General features: G+C 69.2%; 17 protein-coding genes and 1 tRNA gene. 9 read left to right on the top strand and 9 right to left on the bottom strand.

Translation table 11 applies throughout. The features are described from left to right. The first annotated feature begins 24 nt into the window (after window positions 1-24). From BUF17_RS00275 to mbfA, 4 genes are all read left to right on the top strand, one after another. Window positions 25-909, top strand: a complete 885-nt coding sequence (locus tag BUF17_RS00275; protein WP_073625238.1) for a F0F1 ATP synthase subunit gamma — start codon at window positions 25-27, stop codon at window positions 907-909. 106 nt (window positions 910-1015) lie between these two features. Then, the gene (gene atpD / locus BUF17_RS00270; RefSeq protein ID WP_073625237.1) at window positions 1016-2437 is read left to right on the top strand and encodes a F0F1 ATP synthase subunit beta; all 1422 of its coding nucleotides are present in this window, start codon (window positions 1016-1018) and stop codon (window positions 2435-2437) included. 139 nt (window positions 2438-2576) lie between these two features. Next, a complete protein-coding gene (locus tag BUF17_RS00265; protein ID WP_073625236.1) occupies window positions 2577-2978 on the top strand; it encodes a F0F1 ATP synthase subunit epsilon in 402 nt (133 codons plus the stop codon). A gap of 196 nt (window positions 2979-3174) precedes the next feature. Then, a complete protein-coding gene (gene mbfA, locus BUF17_RS00260; RefSeq protein ID WP_073625235.1) occupies window positions 3175-4170 on the top strand; it encodes an iron exporter MbfA in 996 nt (331 codons plus the stop codon). A gap of 95 nt (window positions 4171-4265) precedes the next feature. Here mbfA and BUF17_RS00255 read toward each other — a convergent pair whose 3' ends face one another. From BUF17_RS00255 to BUF17_RS00245, 3 genes are all read right to left on the bottom strand, one after another. Further along, on the bottom strand, window positions 4266-4769 hold the full coding sequence (locus tag BUF17_RS00255; RefSeq protein ID WP_084563700.1) for an MmcB family DNA repair protein: 504 nt from the start codon (window positions 4767-4769) through the stop codon (window positions 4266-4268). A gap of 347 nt (window positions 4770-5116) precedes the next feature. Further along, window positions 5117-8851: an AsmA family protein gene (locus BUF17_RS00250; RefSeq protein WP_073625234.1), complete on the bottom strand. Its 3735-nt coding sequence runs from the start codon at window positions 8849-8851 to the stop codon at window positions 5117-5119. Window positions 8852-8942: 91 nt separating this feature from the next. Further along, a complete protein-coding gene (locus BUF17_RS00245) occupies window positions 8943-10424 on the bottom strand; it encodes an FAD-binding oxidoreductase (RefSeq protein ID WP_073625233.1) in 1482 nt (493 codons plus the stop codon). 158 nt (window positions 10425-10582) lie between these two features. Here BUF17_RS00245 and BUF17_RS00240 point away from each other — a divergent pair, with 158 nt between their 5' ends. The 3 genes from BUF17_RS00240 (at window position 10583) to BUF17_RS00230 (ending at window position 12706) form a co-directional block, all read left to right on the top strand. Beyond that, window positions 10583-11491 (top strand): AraC family transcriptional regulator, encoded by a 909-nt coding sequence (locus BUF17_RS00240; RefSeq protein WP_073625232.1) that lies wholly within the window; start codon window positions 10583-10585, stop codon window positions 11489-11491. Window positions 11492-11603: 112 nt separating this feature from the next. Continuing rightward, a complete protein-coding gene (locus BUF17_RS00235) occupies window positions 11604-12404 on the top strand; it encodes an AzlC family ABC transporter permease (RefSeq protein WP_084563698.1) in 801 nt (266 codons plus the stop codon). Continuing rightward, window positions 12401-12706, top strand: coding sequence for an AzlD domain-containing protein (locus BUF17_RS00230; RefSeq protein ID WP_073625231.1), 306 nt, complete (start codon window positions 12401-12403; stop codon window positions 12704-12706). Before BUF17_RS00235 ends, BUF17_RS00230 begins: the two co-directional genes overlap by 4 nt. A 134-nt stretch (window positions 12707-12840) precedes the next feature. Here the strand turns inward: BUF17_RS00230 and BUF17_RS23360 are convergent, their stop codons facing one another. Both BUF17_RS23360 and BUF17_RS00225 read right to left on the bottom strand, forming a co-directional pair. Next, window positions 12841-12969 (bottom strand): hypothetical protein, encoded by a 129-nt coding sequence (locus BUF17_RS23360; protein WP_280162181.1) that lies wholly within the window; start codon window positions 12967-12969, stop codon window positions 12841-12843. Window positions 12970-13114: 145 nt separating this feature from the next. Beyond that, window positions 13115-14938, bottom strand: a complete 1824-nt coding sequence (locus BUF17_RS00225; RefSeq protein WP_073625230.1) for an aminopeptidase P family protein — start codon at window positions 14936-14938, stop codon at window positions 13115-13117. A gap of 295 nt (window positions 14939-15233) precedes the next feature. Between BUF17_RS00225 and BUF17_RS00220 the strand changes: the two genes are divergently transcribed. Together BUF17_RS00220 and BUF17_RS00215 are read left to right on the top strand one after the other, a co-directional pair. Then, window positions 15234-15458, top strand: a complete 225-nt coding sequence (locus BUF17_RS00220) for a hypothetical protein (protein ID WP_073625229.1) — start codon at window positions 15234-15236, stop codon at window positions 15456-15458. Window positions 15459-15691: 233 nt separating this feature from the next. Next, window positions 15692-16585 (top strand): SH3 domain-containing protein, encoded by an 894-nt coding sequence (locus tag BUF17_RS00215; protein ID WP_073625228.1) that lies wholly within the window; start codon window positions 15692-15694, stop codon window positions 16583-16585. 201 nt (window positions 16586-16786) lie between these two features. Here BUF17_RS00215 and BUF17_RS00210 read toward each other — a convergent pair whose 3' ends face one another. The 4 genes from BUF17_RS00210 to BUF17_RS00195 all read right to left on the bottom strand — a co-directional run bounded on the left by BUF17_RS00210 (window position 16787) and on the right by BUF17_RS00195 (window position 18754). Continuing rightward, window positions 16787-17653: a 50S ribosomal protein L11 methyltransferase gene (locus BUF17_RS00210; protein WP_073625227.1), complete on the bottom strand. Its 867-nt coding sequence runs from the start codon at window positions 17651-17653 to the stop codon at window positions 16787-16789. 39 nt (window positions 17654-17692) lie between these two features. Continuing rightward, window positions 17693-17944: a hypothetical protein gene (locus BUF17_RS00205; RefSeq protein WP_073625226.1), complete on the bottom strand. Its 252-nt coding sequence runs from the start codon at window positions 17942-17944 to the stop codon at window positions 17693-17695. 169 nt (window positions 17945-18113) lie between these two features. Further along, on the bottom strand, window positions 18114-18446 hold the full coding sequence (locus tag BUF17_RS00200; RefSeq protein WP_073625225.1) for a hypothetical protein: 333 nt from the start codon (window positions 18444-18446) through the stop codon (window positions 18114-18116). Between the two features lie 233 nt (window positions 18447-18679). Further along, window positions 18680-18754, bottom strand: a tRNA-Thr gene (locus BUF17_RS00195). Window positions 18755-18805 lie beyond the last annotated feature (51 nt).

Genomic DNA, 18805 nt, shown 5'->3' with positions numbered 1-18805 from the left:
CGGACGAGCCGACGAGGAACCGAGATGCCGAGTCTCAAGGATCTGCGAAACCGCATCGCCTCGGTGAAGGCGACGCAGAAGATCACCAAGGCGATGCAGATGGTCGCCGCGGCGAAGCTGCGTCGCGCCCAGGAAGCCGCGGAAGCCGCCCGCCCCTACGCGGAGCGGATGGAGACGGTTCTGGCCGGTCTCGCTGCCAATGCCGACGGCGGCGATGCCTCGCCGCTGATCGTGGGAACGGGCTCCGACGCCGTTCACCTGTTGATCGTGTGCACCGCGGAACGCGGGCTGTGCGGTGGCTTCAATGCCTCCATCGCCCGCCTCGCCCGCGAGCACGTCAATCGGCTCAAGGCCGAGGGCAAGAAGGTCCGCATTCTGTGCGTCGGCCGCAAGGGCGCCGATATCCTGAAGCGCGACTTCGCCGACCTCATGCTGCAGACCATCGAGTTCCGCTCGGTCAAGGCGATGTCGTTCGCCGAGGCCGAGAAGGTGGCTCACAAGGTTCTGACGATGTTCGAGGAAGGCGATTTCGACGTCGCCACCCTGTTCTACGCGCAGTTCCGATCGGTCATCAGCCAGATCCCGACCGCGCAGCAGATCATCCCCGCGGTGATCGCGAGCGAGGGAGAGGTTCCGGTGCCTGCCGGCGCGTCCGCCGTCAGCGAGTACGAGCCGGAGCGCGGCGAGATCCTCGAAGACCTGCTGCCGCGCAATATCCGCGTGCAGATCTTCAAGGCGCTTCTCGAGAACGCGGCGTCTGAACAGGGCGCGCGCATGAGCGCCATGGACAACGCCACGCGCAACGCGGGCGACATGATCAACCGGCTGACGCTGAGCTACAACCGCTCGCGCCAGGCGATCATCACCAAGGAACTGATCGAGATCATATCGGGCGCCGAGGCGCTCTGAGGCCCGATCGGTTCATCATGGTGCCGGGCGTCGCCGCGGCACCGTTTTTTCGAAGACGAATGCGCGCCCCGAACCGTCGGATCGTGCGCGAGGTACGGAGCGAGCCATGACGCAGAATGTCGGACACATCGCCCAGGTCATCGGCGCCGTCGTGGACGTGCGCTTCGAGGGGGCGCTGCCGAAGATCCTGAACGCCATCGAGACCGAGAACCGCGGTATGCGGCTCGTGCTCGAAGTGGCCCAGCATCTCGGTGAGGACACCGTCCGCGCCATCGCCATGGACACCACGGACGGTCTCGTCCGCGGCCAGGAAGTGCGCGACACCGGCGGCCCGATCGCGGTGCCGGTGGGTGACGGCACCCTCGGCCGCATCCTGAACGTGATCGGCGAGCCGGTCGACGAGGCCGGCCCGGTCTCCTACGATCACACCCGCGGCATCCATCAGCCCGCTCCGGCCTATACCGAGCAGTCGACCGAGGCTGAAATCCTCGTCACCGGCATCAAGGTCGTCGACCTGCTCGCGCCCTATGCCCGCGGCGGCAAGATCGGCCTGTTCGGCGGCGCCGGCGTCGGCAAGACCGTGCTGATCCAGGAGCTCATCAACAACGTCGCGAAGGCCCACGGCGGCTACTCGGTGTTCGCCGGCGTCGGCGAGCGCACCCGCGAGGGCAACGATCTCTATCACGAGATGATCGAGTCCGGCGTGAACAAGCATGGCGGCGGCGAGGGCTCCAAGTGCGCCCTGGTGTTCGGCCAGATGAACGAGCCGCCCGGCGCCCGCGCCCGCGTCGCCCTTACCGGTCTGACGATCGCCGAGGACTTCCGCGATCGCGGCCAGGACGTGCTGTTCTTCGTCGACAATATCTTCCGCTTCACCCAGGCGGGTTCGGAAGTGTCGGCGCTGCTCGGCCGCATTCCTTCGGCGGTGGGCTATCAGCCGACGCTCGCCACCGACATGGGCGCCCTGCAGGAGCGCATCACCACCACCACCAAGGGTTCGATCACCTCGGTGCAGGCCATCTACGTGCCCGCCGACGATCTGACCGACCCGGCGCCTGCCGCCTCGTTCGCCCATCTGGACGCGACCACGGTTCTGAACCGCGCGATCTCCGAGAAGGGCATCTACCCGGCGGTGGATCCGCTCGACTCCACCTCGCGCATGCTCGACCCGCGCATCGTCGGTGACGAGCACTACCAGACCGCCCGCCGCGTGCAGGAAATCCTCCAGCGCTACAAGTCGCTGCAGGACATCATCGCGATCCTGGGCATGGACGAGCTGTCCGAGGAAGACAAGCTGACGGTGGCGCGCGCCCGCCGCATCGAGCGCTTCCTGTCGCAGCCGTTCCACGTCGCCGAGGTGTTCACCGGCTCGCCGGGTGTGTTCGTCGACATCGCGGACACCATCAAGGGCTTCAAGGGCCTTTGCGAAGGCAAGTACGACCACCTGCCGGAAGCCGCCTTCTACATGGTCGGCACCATCGAGGCGGCGGTCGAGAAGGCCGCCAAGCTCGCCGCCAAGGCCGCCTGATCCAGGTTGGCCCCGCCCCGGAGCGTTCCGGGCGGAGACGGACACCATCGGGCCGCGGACGATCCGCCCGCGGCCTGCCTGCCGGAACGAGATCGCGGCGGGCGCATTGATCGCCGAGTGGACCTGACGGAGCCGACACATGGCCGAGACCTTCACCTTCGAGCTCGTCTCGCCCGAGCGCCTGCTGTTCTCCGGCGAGGTCGTCTCGGTGATCGCGCCGGGCGCCGCGGGGGAATTCGAGATCCTGAAGGGCCATGCGCCTTTCCTGTCGACGCTGCGCCCTGGCTTCGTCAAGGCGAAGCTCGCCTCCGGTGAAACCCGCAGCCTGTTCGTGCAGGGCGGTTTCGCCGATGCCGGCCCGGTCGGCCTCACCATTCTGGCCGAGTCCGCCATTCCGGCCGAGAGCCTGAAGCGCGAGACCCTCGAAGCCTCGATCGCGAGCTTCCAGGACGCGCTGTCCCACGCCCACAGCGACGAGAGCCGCTACCGGGCCGAGACCATGATCGCGCAGCTTCGCGAGGTCGAGGCGCAGATCAGCTGATCCAGCGTGCAGAGCCGGTTTCGAAAGGCCGCCTCCGGGCGGCCTTTTTCTTTGGCGGTGGCGCCGTTCGCGTTTGTCCGACGACGCTGGACGCGACGTTTCGCGACTGCACAAGAAGCGAGATTCCCGTGCGCGGGCAATGTCATCGTCCTGATTTCGCGATAGGCTTCTCTTCGGGATCAACCCGGGGGCCGACATGAGCTTGCTGTCCGAACTCAGACTGCCGCACCACGCCAAGCGCCGGCTGGACAGCCTGAGCGAGGCCGAAGTGCTCGCCGTGGCGATCGCCAGCGAAGACGAGGACAACCGCATCTATCTCGCCTATACGCAGGCGCTGAAAGACGAATATCCCGCGACCGCGGAGATGTTCTCCCGCATGGCGGCCGAGGAAGCCGGTCACCGCGACCGCCTGAAGGCGATGGCGCACGAGAAGTTCGGCGATACCCTGCCGATGATCCGCCGGGAGGACGTGCAGGGCCTGCCGTGGCGGCGGCCGCTGTGGCTGTCGAAGCCGCTCGGCATCGACGTCGTGCGCCATCAGGTCGCCGCGATGGAGGAACAGTCGGAACGGTTCTACAAGACAGCGGCGGCGCGGGCCGGCGATCCGGCGATCCGCGAGTTGCTGACACGCCTCGCCCAGGAGGAAACGCGGCATCAGGACCGCGCCGAGAGCCTGCGCGATCTGCTGCTGACGCCTGAGGCGAAGTCGGCGGAAACCGAGGCGGCACGACGCACCTTCGTGCTGCAGATGGTGCAGCCGGGTCTTGCCGGCCTGATGGACGGCTCGGTCTCGACGCTGGCGCCGCTGTTCGCCGCCGCGTTCGCCACCCACGACACCCACTCGACCTTCGTGGTCGGCCTCGCCGCCGCCGTGGGTGCCGGCATCTCCATGGGCTTCGCCGAGGCGCTGTCGGACGACGGCCAGCTTTCGGGCCGTGGCAGTCCTTGGTTGCGCGGCGTCGTGTGCGGCGCCATGACCACCATCGGCGGCCTGGGCCATACCCTGCCCTATCTGGTGCCGCACTTCCTGACGGCGACCCTACTCGCCATCGTAGTCGTCGCCATCGAACTCGCGGTCATCGCCTATATCCGGATGCGCTACATGGATACGCCGCTTCTCTCGGCGGTGTTCCAGGTGGTAGTCGGCGGCGTGCTCGTGTTCGCGGCGGGGATTCTGATCGGCTCGGGCTGAGCCGCCGCGTACCGGCCGGCATGTCTCACCCGGATGTTCGCCGGAACCCGCGAATCTCGACGCGCGGCTCCTTCACGGATCGATTGCCCGGGCGGTCACGGTCCCTCGAACGCGGCGGCACCGGGATCGGCGAGGTCGTGCAGCCGGCGTGCCGCCGCATGAGCGAACCGCAGCAGCAGCGCCTTTCGCGTGCCGCCCGCGAGCGGATGGACGGGCGCCTCGCGCAGGATCTCCGCGCCGTAGCCGTCGGTGACGATGAGGCCGGCGTCTTCGGGGAAGATGACGGCCGGCACTTCCGCGACGGTCGCGAAGAACAGCCGGTCGCAGTAGCGGCGATAGTCCGGCCACTTGCTGTCGGACCGGAAGTCGGCCACGGAGGACTTGATCTCCACGATCCAGATTTCACCGCCCGCGCCGATCGCCGTGATGTCGGCACGGCGTCCCGAGGCGAGCCCGAGTTCCGTCACCATCGCGAGGCCGCGGGCACGCAGCAGCCGTCCGACGCCGCGCTGGACGCGAAGCGCCGTCTCCGACTGCCGCCCGTCGATCAGCGGATCGCGGCCGCTGAGGATGGTCGCGGGGCGTAGATTCTCGATCATCGTGCCTGCATTTCCAAACCCATCCCGCTTGTGAGGTGGGTCTTCGCTAGAGCATATCCCGTTCAGATCGGATCGATCTGAACGACAAGGATATATGCTCAAGCTTTTGAATCTGGAGCGATTTCTGGTCGATCTGATGATTCCATCAGATCGGAAAGCGCTCTAGACCATCGTGGCCCGGTCGCCGCTTAACCCCGACGCTTGCTGCCGGGCGGAAGCTGCCAACGCCAGCACCGGGACAGGCCGAACGACGTTCCTGTTTTGTTCAATCTGCCGTAATCCAGCCGGCAACGCAATGGCGCGTCCGTGCGACGGGCGAGGTCCCGGCCTCGCCCGTCATTCCGGTCTCAGGGGGTGGTTGCCGGTGCCGTCTGGGTCGGCGCAGCCCCGGTGCTCGGAACCGGCGGAATTGTTGCCGGTGGCTGCGCCGGCTGCGGCGCTTCACCTGCCGTCCCTCCCCCGGGCGCCGCAGGCGCAGGGGTCGTGCCGAGATTCGGCAAGGGAGGAATGCCGCCGCCCTCCCGGTCGATCAGTTGCTGCATCTGGTCGCGGAAGCTCTTGAGTTCGTCTTCCGCCTTGGCGCGGGCGTCCGCCTCGGCGGCGGCGCGGGCGGCCTCTTCCGCCTCGCGCTTGCGGCGCGCCGCCTCTTCCTCGGCGCGGCGACGCTCGCGGGCGAGCCGCTGGGACTCGAGCACCTGCCGTTGCAGTTCCTCGACCCGGCGCGACTCCCGGCCGATCGCCCGCAGATTGAGGTAGGCCGCGAAGGCCGCGCCGTCGATGGTCCGCATCGGTGCATCGATGGAGCCGCCATAACGCACCGTCGCAGACGGCGTCGCCTTCGGAACCGCGTCCTCATCGTCGGCAGGAGCCGGGACGGACAGCGTCCAGGACGCATCGGTCTGCCAGCGCCCGAGATCGAGCACGGCCGAGCCGCGCAAGGTTCCGGATTGGAGCGCGACCGAGGTGTCGGTCAGCCGCAGGATGCCGCTTCCTACCGTGACGGTGGCCGACAGATCGCCCACCGAAAGCGGCCCGGCGGCGAAAGTCTGCTCAAGCGCCGCAGAAACGGGGCCATCCTCCAGGGCGAGTGTGCCCGCATCCGCCTCGTGCGTCACCACCGCAAACGCGCCGGGACTGAGCGAGGGAACCGAGACATTGGTGGCACTCAGGGTGCCCGTCGCCGACAGCGTCGCGACGAGGCCCGCGATGGAGCGGCCCTTCGCATCGCCCTCGAAGGCGGCATCCAGCCGTCCCGTCAGTCCGGGCGAGGGCACCAGCCCAGCGAGATCGGCACCGGCGAGCTTCAGCCCGCCGCGCACCGTCATCTCGCCGCGCTCGCCGCGCACCACGCCGAGGCGCCCCGACAGCGCACCGCCGGCGAGGCGGCCTGCGATCTCGGACACGTCGATGGCTTGCGCGTTGCTCGACAGCTTTGCCGAGGCGGCGTCGAGTTCGCTGTCGCCGATCAGCACCTTGCTCGCTTTGAGCCCGAGCGATAGGTCGAGCCCGGAAATCAGCGACGGCCCGAACGCACCGTCCGGCCACACGCTGTCCTCGGCCGTGGTCAGCGACCACGCACCGGACCCGAGCGCGAGTTCGCCGAGAGCGACCATGTCCACCGACGCGATATCGAGGCTGCCCGAAACGCGCGGACGCGCCGGACCGATATCGACGGTGCCCTGCCCCGCCACCTGCGTACCGGCGAAGCTGCCGGAAAGTTGCGACACCGTCGCCTTCTCGCCCACGGTTTCGATGTGAGCCGAGAGGGCGGCGGGCAGCGCGCCGGCGAGCCCAGGCGCCAGCCAGCCGAGCGCCAGCGCCGCGGGTGCGATGTCCCGGCTGTCGAGCTTCACGTCGAACCGGCCCGTGCTGTCGGTGTGGCCGGGCGCGGTGAGGCTGCCGTCGAGATCGAGGCTGGAGCCGGCGACGTCGGCAGCGAGCGTCGCCTTCAGCTCGCCCGCGGGACGGCCGGCGAGCGACAGCGCGATCTCGCCCGGCCCGGCGCCCTTCACGGGCACCACCGGCACGCCGAACTGCCCGATGAGCTTCGCGCCGTCCGGCCCGCGAGCATCGACGCTGAGGCCGAGCAGACCCTGCCGCCAATCCGTGAAGGTGCCCGTGAACGAACCCTTCGCCTCGATCTGAGAGCCGCCGACATCGCCGTCGAGCGTCAGCTTGACGGATGTCGCAGGCCCCGCGGCGCCGGCTTCGAACCGTCCGGTGAGGTTCGCCGGCGCCAACAGCGGCGCGGCGCGCGCGAAGGCGACGACGGCAGGCGCATCCGGCGCCATCGCCTGCGCCAGCGCGCTCAGCCCATCGAACCGGCTGGCGGTGATCGAGGCCTCCAGCGTCCCCCTCGGCGCGGTGCCGATGGCCTCCACCTTGCCGGTCGCGACGATGCGCGCGCCGGCGAGGTCCTCGATATCGAGACGCCGGACATCGAGATTGCCGCCGGTAAACATCGCTTCGACGTCGACGCTACGGCCGTTCACGCCGCCGACGACGGCGCGATCGGCGGAAACGCGCAGCGAAACGTCGCCGGCGACCTCCGCGATCAGGCTGCCGACGCCGCCGGTGGACAAGGCGCGGCCGAGTTCCGCGATGCGGTCGAGATCGAGCCGGCGGGCGGAGGCGGAAAGGTCGAGCCCCGCCGGCACGTCGCCCTCGCGGGGGCGCCATTGCAGCGCGCCTTCCACCGTGTCGGCATCGAGCTTGAGCGCATAGTCCGACACCTTCAGGCCGGTGGCGTCGATCGTGAACCCGGCCGAAAGCGAAACGGGCTGCAGGCCGGTCGGAACCCGGCTCGCGCCGCGCAGCCAGGCGCCGAACGTGCCGGGCTGCTCGGAAGACGCGGTCAGGCGCCCTTCGAGGCGCGGCGACCGGCCGGACACCACATCCCCCGACAGGGAGAAATTCGTCCGACCCGGGGCGAGCGCCTTCAGGGATGCGATCGACCAGCCGTCGGCGGCGGTCGAGGCGTCGAGTTCGCCGTTCTGAACGATGCCGCCGGCCATTACCATGGAATCGGCGGCGATGCGCACCCGCCCCGGGATCGCCGGCAGCGGCAGCGCCGGAAGACCGGCGCCGATCACCGCCACAGCCTCGGCGGGCGTCATCACATGGTCCGCAGTGGAACCGGCGATGGAATCGAGATCGAGCTGTTTCGCCGAGAGATCGGCATCGAACCGCGGCTCGGGCGAGATCGAGAGAACGGCCTTTCCGTCCAGCGCCACCGTGTTGGCGCCGGCTCCGTAGCCGGCGGTAAGGCCGGTCACCGTCAGCCCGTCCGGATCGAAGGCGAACGTGCCTTCGAGCCGGTTGAACCCGGCGGCGGGCGTGGAGGGCGCGCCGTCGCCTTCGGCCTGCGCATGGCGCTGCGCGGTGAACCGGCCGTCATAGACCGGGGCGTCGCCGCCGAAGTTCAGCACACCGTCGGCCGTGATCGTGCCGACGCCGTTGCCGGGCGTCAGGTCGGTCTTGAGCTTGATGCTGTCGTTCTCGCGGATGCCGCTCGCCACGGTGAAGGCGATGGGCACCGCCCCGAAACGCACATTGCCCTCGATGCGGTAGGGCCCGGCGAGCGAGCGCGCATCGAGGTGGCCGTTGACGTCGGTCAGCCGCCGCTGAAGCCCGGTGCGCGCGTCGGCGATCTCGATGGCGCCGTCCTTGAAGGTGACGCCCTCGAGCGCCACGTCGCCCGGCTGCAGCGCGCCCGGGCGGGCATCGCCGGGAGCGAGCGCCATGTCGCCGCTCTCGTCGATCGAGAGATGGAACTCCGGCCGGTTGAGCGTCAGCCCGGTGACGCGCACGCTGCCGCGCAGCAGCGACGGCAGGTCGATTTCGGCCGCCACATGTTCCGCGGTGACGATGGGCGCCTCGACCGCGCCGACGCGCACGTCGTCGAGCGTCATCGACGGCGTCGGCAGCAGGCGCACCTCCGCCGAGCCGAGCACGCGGACGCGCACGCCGAGCAGGCGCGCCGCTTCCGCCTCGATCGCCGGGCGATACGCCGTCCAGTCGACGAAATAGGGGCCGATGAAAGCCGCCAGGAACGCCAGGATCACGGCGACGCCCGCGGACATGAACAAGGCGTTCAGGGTCGGCCTCCGTCTGCCGCCGGTCTGCGGCGGCAATGTTCGATCACACTCTTGTGCAGCGCCAGCGCCGCCGCTCTCATTCCGCCGCGAGCGGCACCGCCTCGCCGGGATGGATCCAGCGGGAGGCCCCGAGAATCTTGCCCGGATTGAGGATGCCGGCCGGATCCAGCGCATGCTTGATCGCCCGCATCACCGCGACGCCGCCGCCGAGTTCTTCGTCGAGATAGCCCATCTTGCCCTGGCCGATGCCGTGCTCGCCGGTACAGGTGCCGTCCATGGCGATGGCGCGGTGGGAAAGCCGCTTCAGGAAACCCTTCACCGCCGCCACTTCCTCGGGCGACGACTGGTCGACCATGACCTGCAGATGGAAGTTGCCGTCGCCGACATGGCCGGCGAGAGGGGCGATCAGGCCGGTCTGTTTCAGGTCTTCCAGAGATTCGCCGATGCACTCGGCAAGACGGGAGATCGGCACGCAGACATCGGTCGCGAGCGCGTCCGCACCGGGCCGCAGGGCACGCGCGGCGAAATAGAACTCATGGCGCGCGTGCCACAGACGGCTGCGATCCTCCGGCCGTTCCGCCACTTCCAGCGTGCCGCCGCCATGGTCGGCGACGATGGCGCCGAAAAGCTCCGCCTGCTCGGCGACGCTGGCTGCGGAGCCGTGGAATTCCGCGAACAGGTGCGGCTGTTCGGGCAGCGTCAGCCCCGAATGCGCGTTCACGCCCTTGATGGCCAGGGCATCCAAGAGTTCGATCCGCGCGATGGGAACGCCACACTGGATGGTGGTGATGACCGCCTGGCAGGCGGCTTCGACACTCGGGAACGGGCAGACGCCGGCCAGAATCGATTCCGGAATGCCGTGCAGCTTCAGCGTGATGGCCGTGACGATGCCGAGCGTGCCTTCCGAGCCGACCATCAGCCGGGTGAGGTCGTAGCCGGCGGCGCTCTTGCGGGCACGGTGGGTGGTCTCGATCACCGAGCCGTCGGCGAGCACCACCTCGAGCGCGACCACGTTCTCGCGCATGGTGCCGTAGCGCACCGCATTGGTGCCGGAGGCGCGCGTCGCCGCCATGCCGCCGATGCTGGCATCCGCCCCCGGATCGATCGGAAAGAACAGGCCCTGGTCGCGCAGGTGCTCGTTGAGCTGGCGACGTGTCACGCCCGGCTCGACGGTGCAGTCGAGATCCTCCGGCCGCACCGCAAGGATGCGGTTCATGCGGCTGAGATTGACCGAGATGCCGCCGAACGGCGCGTTGACGTGACCTTCAAGGGACGTGCCGGCGCCATGGGCGATCACGGGCACGCCCTCCGCGGCGCAGGTTCTGACAATGGTCGAGACCTCTTCCGTCGTCAGCGCGAAGATCACCGCATCCGGCGGCTCGTTGGCGAGCCACGTGGTGGTCTGGCCGTGCTGCCGGCGGATGACCGAATTGGTGGTCAGCCGGTCGCCGAACACCGGGGCGAGCGCTGCGATCGCGCGCGCGACGGCAGCCTCGTCACGCTCCGGCGCAACGGTGGCACCGTCGCTCGCGCCCGGTCCGGCGAATGGGCTAGGCATCGGTCTGCGACTCCCTTGAACAATCCTCGCGCAACCTAGCAAACTGCGGCGCGCTCGCCAAAGGCCCAGTGGCCACGGCAAGCCGTCGGCGGCCTCGGCCCGGCGCCGCTTTCCGCTGCCGCGCTCGCGCGCCGCCGGCCGCCGTGCCATGATGGCGCATGGCAAATGCCGGCAGGAACACCGCACCGCAGACCCAGAGCAGCGCCCTCGCCCGGACGCCGCTCGATGCGCATGAGCGTGCCCGCTTCTTCGTGTCCGAGCGACACCACGGGCTCGAATGTCTGACGGCGACATTCCGCACCCACGTCTATGCGCCGCACACGCACGACACCTACGTGGTCGGCATCATCGAGGCCGGCTGCGAGACGTTCCGCGTCAACGGCACCCAACTTTATGCCGGACCCGGCGATGTCTGCGTGGTGCCGCCGGAGGTGGTCCACGACGGCGAGCCCTATGGCGTTTCGGGCTATGCCTACCGCATGACCTACCCATCCCTGGGGCTGATGCAGGCCGTCGCGGAGGACGCGACGGAAGGGCGCTCCCGGGAGCCGCCAGTTTTCTCCGGCATCCTGATGCACGATCCCGCGCTTGCCGCCGAGATCGCCCGGGCCCATCGGGCGGCGGACGCCGGCGCCCCGGCCCTCGAGACCGACCAGCGCCTCCATGTCGCGTTCGTGAAACTGTTTGCCCGGCATGGCCGCGACGGTGCCGTCCGCGGCAGGCTCGACCGCGATCCGCCGGCCGAGCGCGGCCCCGTTGCCCGCGCCCTCGCTTTTCTCGACGCCCATTTCGCCGAGGATATCGACCTTGCCCGGCTTGCCGGCGTCGCCGGCATCCCCCGCACCCGGCTGATCCGCGCCATGGCGCGCGAAACCGGCCTCACGCCCCACGCTTGGCTGACCGACCGGCGGGTGCGCGCCGCCCGCAGGATGCTGCTCGACGGCACGCCCCCGGCCGAGGCCGCCCTGACCTGCGGGTTCTGCGACCAGAGCCACCTCAACCGCGCCTTCAAGGCGCGGGTCGGCGTGGCACCGGGATCGTTCCGCGCCGCTGCCCGCGCCAGGTGATACCGGCAGGCGGCGCCTTTGCGCGCGCATAGGTCTCGTTCGTCCGTCACTTTCGTCCAAGACGCCTCGCCGCCCCACTGCCAGAAGGTCGGGACCGCTGACGCCGAGGACGATGATCGTGCCTGCCGAAGGAAAAAAGCCGACGCCGCTGCGCGACGGCAAAGAAGACCGCACCGCCTATTTCGCCGGCCGAGGCGAATCGGCCCCGGACGCCGGGCCGCGCGCGGAGTTTCTGGCGGGCGCGGCGGCAATCCTGCCGGTGCTGGTCGCGGCCTCGCCGTTCGGGCTCCTGCTCGGCGCGCTCGGAGCAGCGAAGGGACTTTCACCGCTCGAAGTCGGGCTGATGTCGGGGCTGGTGTTCGCCGGCGGGGCCCAGTTCGTCGCGCTCGACCTCTGGCGAACGCCAGCGCCCTGGCTGACGCTCGGATTCGCGGTGCTGATCGTGAACCTGCGCCATGTGCTGATGGGCGCGTCGATCCAACGTCGGATGGACCGCTTTCCGATGTGGGGAAAGATCGCCGCGCTGCTGGTGCTGGCGGACGAGATCTGGGCGTTCGCGGAGGAACGCGCCGCGCGCACGACACTGACACCGGCCTATTATGCCGGGCTCGGCGTTACCCTTTATGTCGGATGGCTGATGTTCACGGTGGGGGGCTGCCTCGTCGGCGCCCTGATCGGCGATCCAGCGGCCTACGGCTTCGATTTCGCGTTCGCCGCCACCTTCATCGGTCTTCTCGCCGGGTTCCGCTCGCGGCCGGGTTTCCTTCCGGCGGTGCTGGCATCGGTCATTGCCGCTGTCGCCGTTCACATCGTTCTGCCGGGCCCGGCTTCGATCGCGGCCGGCGCCGTGGCGGGCGTCACCGCCGCGTTCCTGTCCGGTCGGGACGACAGCACAGCGGAGACGCCGACATGACACTCGATCCGGCTGCCTTTCTCGCCATTCTCGCCATGGCCGTCGCCACGATGGCGACCCGGCTTGCCGGTCTGATCGTGCCGCGGAATTTCGCGGCGCGAGGGCGGATGAAGCGTGCCTTCGAAGCGGTGCCACCGGCCGTTCTGGCGGCGTTGGCCGCACCGCCGGCCCTGACAGGCGGGCCGGCGGACGCGATCGCGGCCGCCGCCGCCGGTCTTGCCGCGTTCGCCCGCCTGCCGATTCTGGCAGTGGTCGCCATCGGCGTGGCCGTCGCGGCCGTCGGCCGGCACGTTGCCGGCTGACGATTCCCTCATCGTCGGACGCGCTTCCGCCGACTTGCGATGGGCTAACCGCCCTCCCGTCTCCAGGACGGCCTCCGGACCGCGGGCTTCGGAGGCCGGCATGCCTCGGTGCCCCCGGGCAGCAACGGACAAGACTATCGGAACAGCAGATAGATCAGAATGATGACCGGGATCGGCACGCCGACGAGCCAGAGCAGGATTCCGCGCATGATGTCGCCCTTTCCTTCCTTGCGCCCCCTTGGGGCATCCGGAAGGAAAACCACGCAACGGCCAAGTCGGTTCCCGGCGATCATGTCGGACGGGGTCCGGAGCGCTCGGCGATCGCATGAAATCATCCGATCGAGTGGGAAAGCGCTGCGGGTTCGTGAGCCCGTCCTTCGGATCGGTTCGATCCGACCGGGAGAGGTTCTAGCCGCCGAACGGCTCCGTCGCCGCGACGAGCCAGGCGAGGTCGTCACCCGCGAGAAACGGTGACAGCGCGTCGCGCACCCGGGCGTGGTAGGCATCGATCCACTGAAGCGCGGCGGGCGATAGAAGCGACGGCTCGATCAGGCGCCGGTCGTAGGGCGCGAGCGTGAGCGTCTCGAAGGCGAGCATGGGCCGTTCGCCGCCCGCGGGCACCTCGGCAGGTGTCACGAGCAGCAGGTTCTCGATGCGGATGCCATAGGCGCCGGTCTTGTAGTAGCCCGGCTCGTCGGAGACGATCATGCCGGGTTCGAGCGGGGTGGCGCTGCCGGCCTTGGCGATGCGCTGCGGGCCTTCATGCACCGACAGGTAGACGCCGACGCCATGGCCGGTGCCATGGTCGAAATCGAGCCCCGCCTGCCACAACGGCAGCCGGGCCAGGGGATCGAGCTGGGCACCGGTGGTGCCGACCGGGAACCGCGCCGTCGCCACCGCGACGTGGCCCGCCAGCACGCGGGTGTAGCGATCGCGCATCTCGGCGGTGGGCTCCCCGACCGGCACGGTGCGGGTGATGTCCGTGGTGCCGTCCTGGTACTGGGCGCCGGAATCGATCAGGAACAGTTCGCCGCGCCGAAGCGCCCGGTTCGTGGCCCGGCTGACGCGGTAATGCACGATGGCGCCATTCGGCCCCGCGCCCGAAATGCTGGGAAAGGAGATATCCCGGAGAAGGCCGCCTTCCGCGCGGAAACGCTCCAGCGCTTCGACGGCGCCGATCTCATCGAGATCGCCTGCCGCGGTGGTGCGGTCCAGCCACGCGAGGTAGCGCGCCACGGCGACGCCGTCGCGCAGATGCGCGGTGCGCGTGCCGACGATCTCCGCGGCGTTCTTCACCGCCTTCGGCAGCAGCACCGGGTCGCGGCCCTCGACGATCTTCGCGCCGACGGTGGCGAGACGCACGCGGATCGCCTCCGCGACCCAGTCCGGGTCGAGCAGAACGCGGGCACCGCCGCGGCCGGCCTCGTCGAGGGCCGGCATGAACGCATCGGGCTCGCCGATCTCCGCCACGTCCTCCAGCGCGGCGCGGACCGCATTGGAGAGCTTGCGCCCGTCGATGAAGAGCTGCGGCCGGGCACCCCGGCGCACCACCGCGAACGACAGCGGCACGGGATTGTGCTCGATGTCGGCACCGCGGATGTTGAAGAGCCATGCGACGGAATCCGGCAGCGTCAGAACCGCGCTGTCGGCTCCGGCCTCGGCGACGAGCGCCTCGATCTTCTCGAGCTTGGCGGCGGCTGTTTCGCCCGCAAGCTCGATGGGTTGAAGGATGACGGCGCCCTGCGGTGGCGCGGGCCGGTCCGTCCACACCGCGTCGAGCGGATTGGCCTCAACGGCCACCAGCGTCGCCCCGGCGGCCTCGCAGGCGGCCTTGAAGCGTCGAACGCCGGCAACAGTATGGAGCATGCCGTCATAGCCGATGCGCATGCCGGGCTTCAGGTGACGCGCAAGCCACTGCGGCGGCGGCTCCTCGATCAGATGCCGCGGCTCGAACGCGGCGATGTCGACCTGATCGCGCACCTGCAGAGTGTAGCGCCCATCGACGAAGATCGCGGCGACTTCCGGCAGCACCACGGCCATGCCGGCCGAACCGGTGAAGCCCGTGAGCCATGCCAAGCGCTCCGACGACCGGGCGACATATTCGCCCTGATGCTCGTCCGACCGCGGCACGAGGAAGCCGTCGAGGCCATCGGCCGCGAGGCGCGTGCGCAGCCGGGCGAGGCGGCCGGCACCGAGGGTGGGATCAGCGATATCGTCGAATGTCTGGAACATGCCGCGGTTTTACGCCGTCGCCCGCCGCGCTTCAATGCCGGGCCGAGTAGCGCGCCGATCGCCTGAGCGGCTGCGAACGCGCGCGCCATGCCCAATCCGGGACTTGCCTCGTTCACAGGCAGATGCCCGCAGAGAAGGCAGATATGCGGACCCAAACCCCGGTGACGGCTAACGACTCGTCAACGGCTGCATGAGTTTTGCGCATAACCGCCATGCCGCCGGAGCCGTGGCGGAAGCGGGACGCTTCGGACATGGTCGGCGGACCGGACCACAGTGTTGAAGAAGGAGGTGGGTCATGGCTCATATCGTCTCGCCCGCCCTGTTCGGCCTCGTGATCGCGGCCCGGCGCGGCCTGCACGGCCGGCCGATGGACAGGATGATGAACGATCGCGGCCCGCAGACGCATCGCTTCGTCTATGGCGCCGATCTCACGCGCGACGGCGCCTCGACGCCGGCCCACCGCCACCTGCACCGCAGCAGCCACGCCGAGCCGTGGAGCCGTGGGCTGCTTCTGGCCTGAGGGCGATCTGCCGGATGGCCGGAGCGACGCGGTGACTGCCGATCTCGCACTCCGGGGCGGAATAATCGTGGCCCGATTGCCACGGAATCGAACCGATTGGGGTGCTCCTGCGTACTTATGCTTGTCCGGAGGCACCGGACCGCTTTGCGAAGCGGATGACGCCCGTGCCGGACGAAAGGCGACCGCCCGGCCGGGCTGAGCGGGCCAGACGAGAGCGCCTGCAGGAGGAGACGATGACAACACGGCATTGGGCCGCCGGTGCCCTGGTGGCCGCCGCGTTCGCACTGGCGCCGACCGCCGCTTCGGCGCAGACGGCAGGGTATTCCACCGGCAATGTCTACCTGCGCGCGGGTCCGGGCACGCAATATCCCGCCGTCGGCATGGTGCAGAAGAACGCGCGCCTCGCGATCTTCGGTTGCGTCAGCGGCTATGTTTGGTGCGATGTCGCGTGGGGCGGCAGTCGCGGGTGGATGTCCGGCAAGTATCTGCAGGCCTCCTACCAGAACCAGATGGTCGAGATCCCATCCTATGCGACCGCCCTCGGCTTGCCGATCATCGGTTTCAGCGTCGGAAACTACTGGGACAACTATTATCGGACCGAGCCTTGGTACGGAGAGCGCGCCTGGTGGATGAACAATCCGAACCGCCCGCCCCCGCCAAACTGGCGCCCGCCGGGTGGTGGGTACGGTCCGGGCGGACCGCCGCCTCCGGGTGGCTGGAACCGTCCGCCGCCTCCGCCACCCCCGCCTCCCGGTGGATGGAACAATCCGGGCTGGAACAATCCCGGCGGGCCTCCGCCGCCGCCTCCCGGCGGCTGGAACCGCCCGCCTCCTCCGCCTCCCCCGCCTCCCGGTGGATGGAACAATCCCGGCTGGAACAACCCCGGCGGCCCGCGGCCGAACAACCCGGCGTGGAACAACCCGCCCGGCGCTCCGCGGCCGCCGGCAGCGGCGCCCGTGCCGCCGCGCCCGCCGCAGGCCATGGTGCCGCCGCGTCCGGCTGCTCCGCCGCCGCCTCAGGTGCGCCGGATCCCGCCGCCGAGCGGTGCGTCGCCCCAGAACCAGGGGACGACGAACGCGCCGAAGAACAAGCTGCCGAAGTTCCTCGTGCCCGAGAATCAGCAATAGGAAATGCGCCGCCCGGTTCGAAAGGACCGGGCGGTTTCGTTTTTCGCGATGCGCGGCTTGCCGATTCGACTTGCCGGTTCGAAAGGACCGGGCGGTTTCGTTTTTCGCGATGGACGATGTGCGGTCGATGCGCGGTTCAGACCGCGCGCATGAGCGCCTGACGAGCGTCCATGCGCGCCTCAGGACCGGTGTACGGCTCTCTCAGCGCACGAAGGTCAGCGTCAGCCAGCGGCCGCGCGGATCGCGGTGCACGAGCTTCAGGCCCTGCGCGCAATAGGCCGAGACGATCCTCGGTCCGTCGTCGAGGCGGAGGCCCGACAGCACCACCGTCGCCTTCGGCGCGAGCGCCCGGACGATCGCCGGAGCGAGGCGGACGAGCGGGCGGGCGAGGATGTTGGCGACGACGAAATCGAAGCCGCCCTTCGCAAGACGCGGGTCCGACATGCCGGTCGCGCGGAAGGCCACGATGCGCGGACCGACCCCGTTGAGGCGCGCGTTCTCCACCGTGATCTTCACGGCGACCGGATCGATGTCGGTCGCGACGACGCGAGCCGGACAGAGCTTGGCGATGGCGATCGCCAGCACGCCGGTGCCGGTGCCGAGATCGAGCGGCCGGCGCACCGGACCGCGCTTCAGCCGGGCCTCGATGGCGGCGAGGCAGCCGACGGTGGTCTCATGATGGCCGGTGCCGAACGCCAGCCCGGCGTCGATCTCGATGGGCACCGTTCCGGCCGCGTGGCCGCGGTCGTGGGCGCCGTGAACGACGAAGCGGCCGACCGACACCGGGGCGAGGCCCTTCAGGCTCTCTTCGACCCAGTTGTGCTCGCCCACCGGCTCGACGGAGATCGCAAGCCCCTCGCCCTCCCCGCCGAGCGCGTCGGCGAGGCGCGCGACAGCGGTCCCCTCGTCCTCCTCGAAGAACAGGACTTCCACGGTCCACGGGCCGCTGTCGACGGTCTCGAACAGGGTGACGGGCAGTCCCTCGTCCTCGAAGGCCTTGTCGGCGAGGCGGAACAGACGGTTGGCCGTCGCCTCCGGGGCGGTGACGCGGACGCGCAAGGTGGTCATTCTGTCTCCTGGATCAATGCCCGCTTCGGCGGCGGCACCTCAGTCCTCGAAGCCGCCGTCCAAAAGGGTGCGCGACGCCGCCGGCCGGGGCCGGCCCTGCTCCTTGCGGCGGCGCAGGTTGGCGCGGAGCGCTTCCGCCAGCCGCTCGTCGCGCTGCTGCCGGCCATCCTCGCGGCGTCTGTCATCCTCGCGGCGTCCGTCGTCCTCGCGGCGGCCGCCGTCGCGGGCAGCCGGCGCCGCAGTGCCCGAAGGCTCTTCCTCATCCTTCATGGTCGACGACCGGGGCCGCATCGCCCCGTCCCTGAAAGCCGGACTTTGCCGCAGCTTTAGAGCATCGGCCCCGAGGCTGTGAAGCGCTTTCGTGACGAGCCGCGCTGTCCCGTCAGGCGCCGCCGAACGGAACCGCACGGCGGACAGCCATGGACGGCCGCCCCCCCGGGGAGAGGCGGCCCGATCCGCGTCACTCGTGGATGGTATAGGTGCCGATCGAACAAAGGTCCTGCACGTCTTCGGTGGTATCGAGGTCGGAGCCGTCCTCGAACTCGAAGCGCATATCGTATTTGCAGACGTCGCGGCCGTCCGCGATCGTGATTTTCATGCTCTCGCCGGGATTGAGGACCTGATTGCCTAACACGTCGTCTTCCCATTCACCCACACCAACAGGTGACGTGTAGAAGTTTGTCAGAACAGAATTTGTTCCGTTCTTCAACGTGAACGTCAAATCTTCCGCCTGTGCCGCGCCGCAAGTCAATGCCAGGGCGCCGATGGCGCCGGTTAAAAGGCCGATTTTCATATTGTAGACCCTTAGCCCTTCCACCCAAATATTGGGCGGGCATCAGGAGACAAGTGATCCGGGAAAACGTCAAGATATAATCGCTAACCGTGTAAAGCGTCGCATGGCGCTTCGCCCAAGACACGTATCCGGCGCCGTTACCCAGCACATCAGGCAGATGCACGGATTTAGCACGACCATCGCCCCGTATTGGCGATGCGCGAAACTCTGATCCTGGGGGATAGTCTTTCGAATGGTGCTGCGAGAGAGGATTGAACTCTCGACCTCTCCCTTACCAAGGGAGTGCTCTACCACTGAGCTACCGCAGCGTTCTTCACCTTGCGAAACCCGACCGCGTCGTGCGCGCCCGCCGTTTCTGG

This window comes from Pseudoxanthobacter soli DSM 19599 (genome assembly GCF_900148505.1).
GTDB lineage: Bacteria > Pseudomonadota > Alphaproteobacteria > Rhizobiales > Segnochrobactraceae > Pseudoxanthobacter > Pseudoxanthobacter soli.
This window is presented reverse-complemented; position numbering and strand designations above follow the sequence as displayed.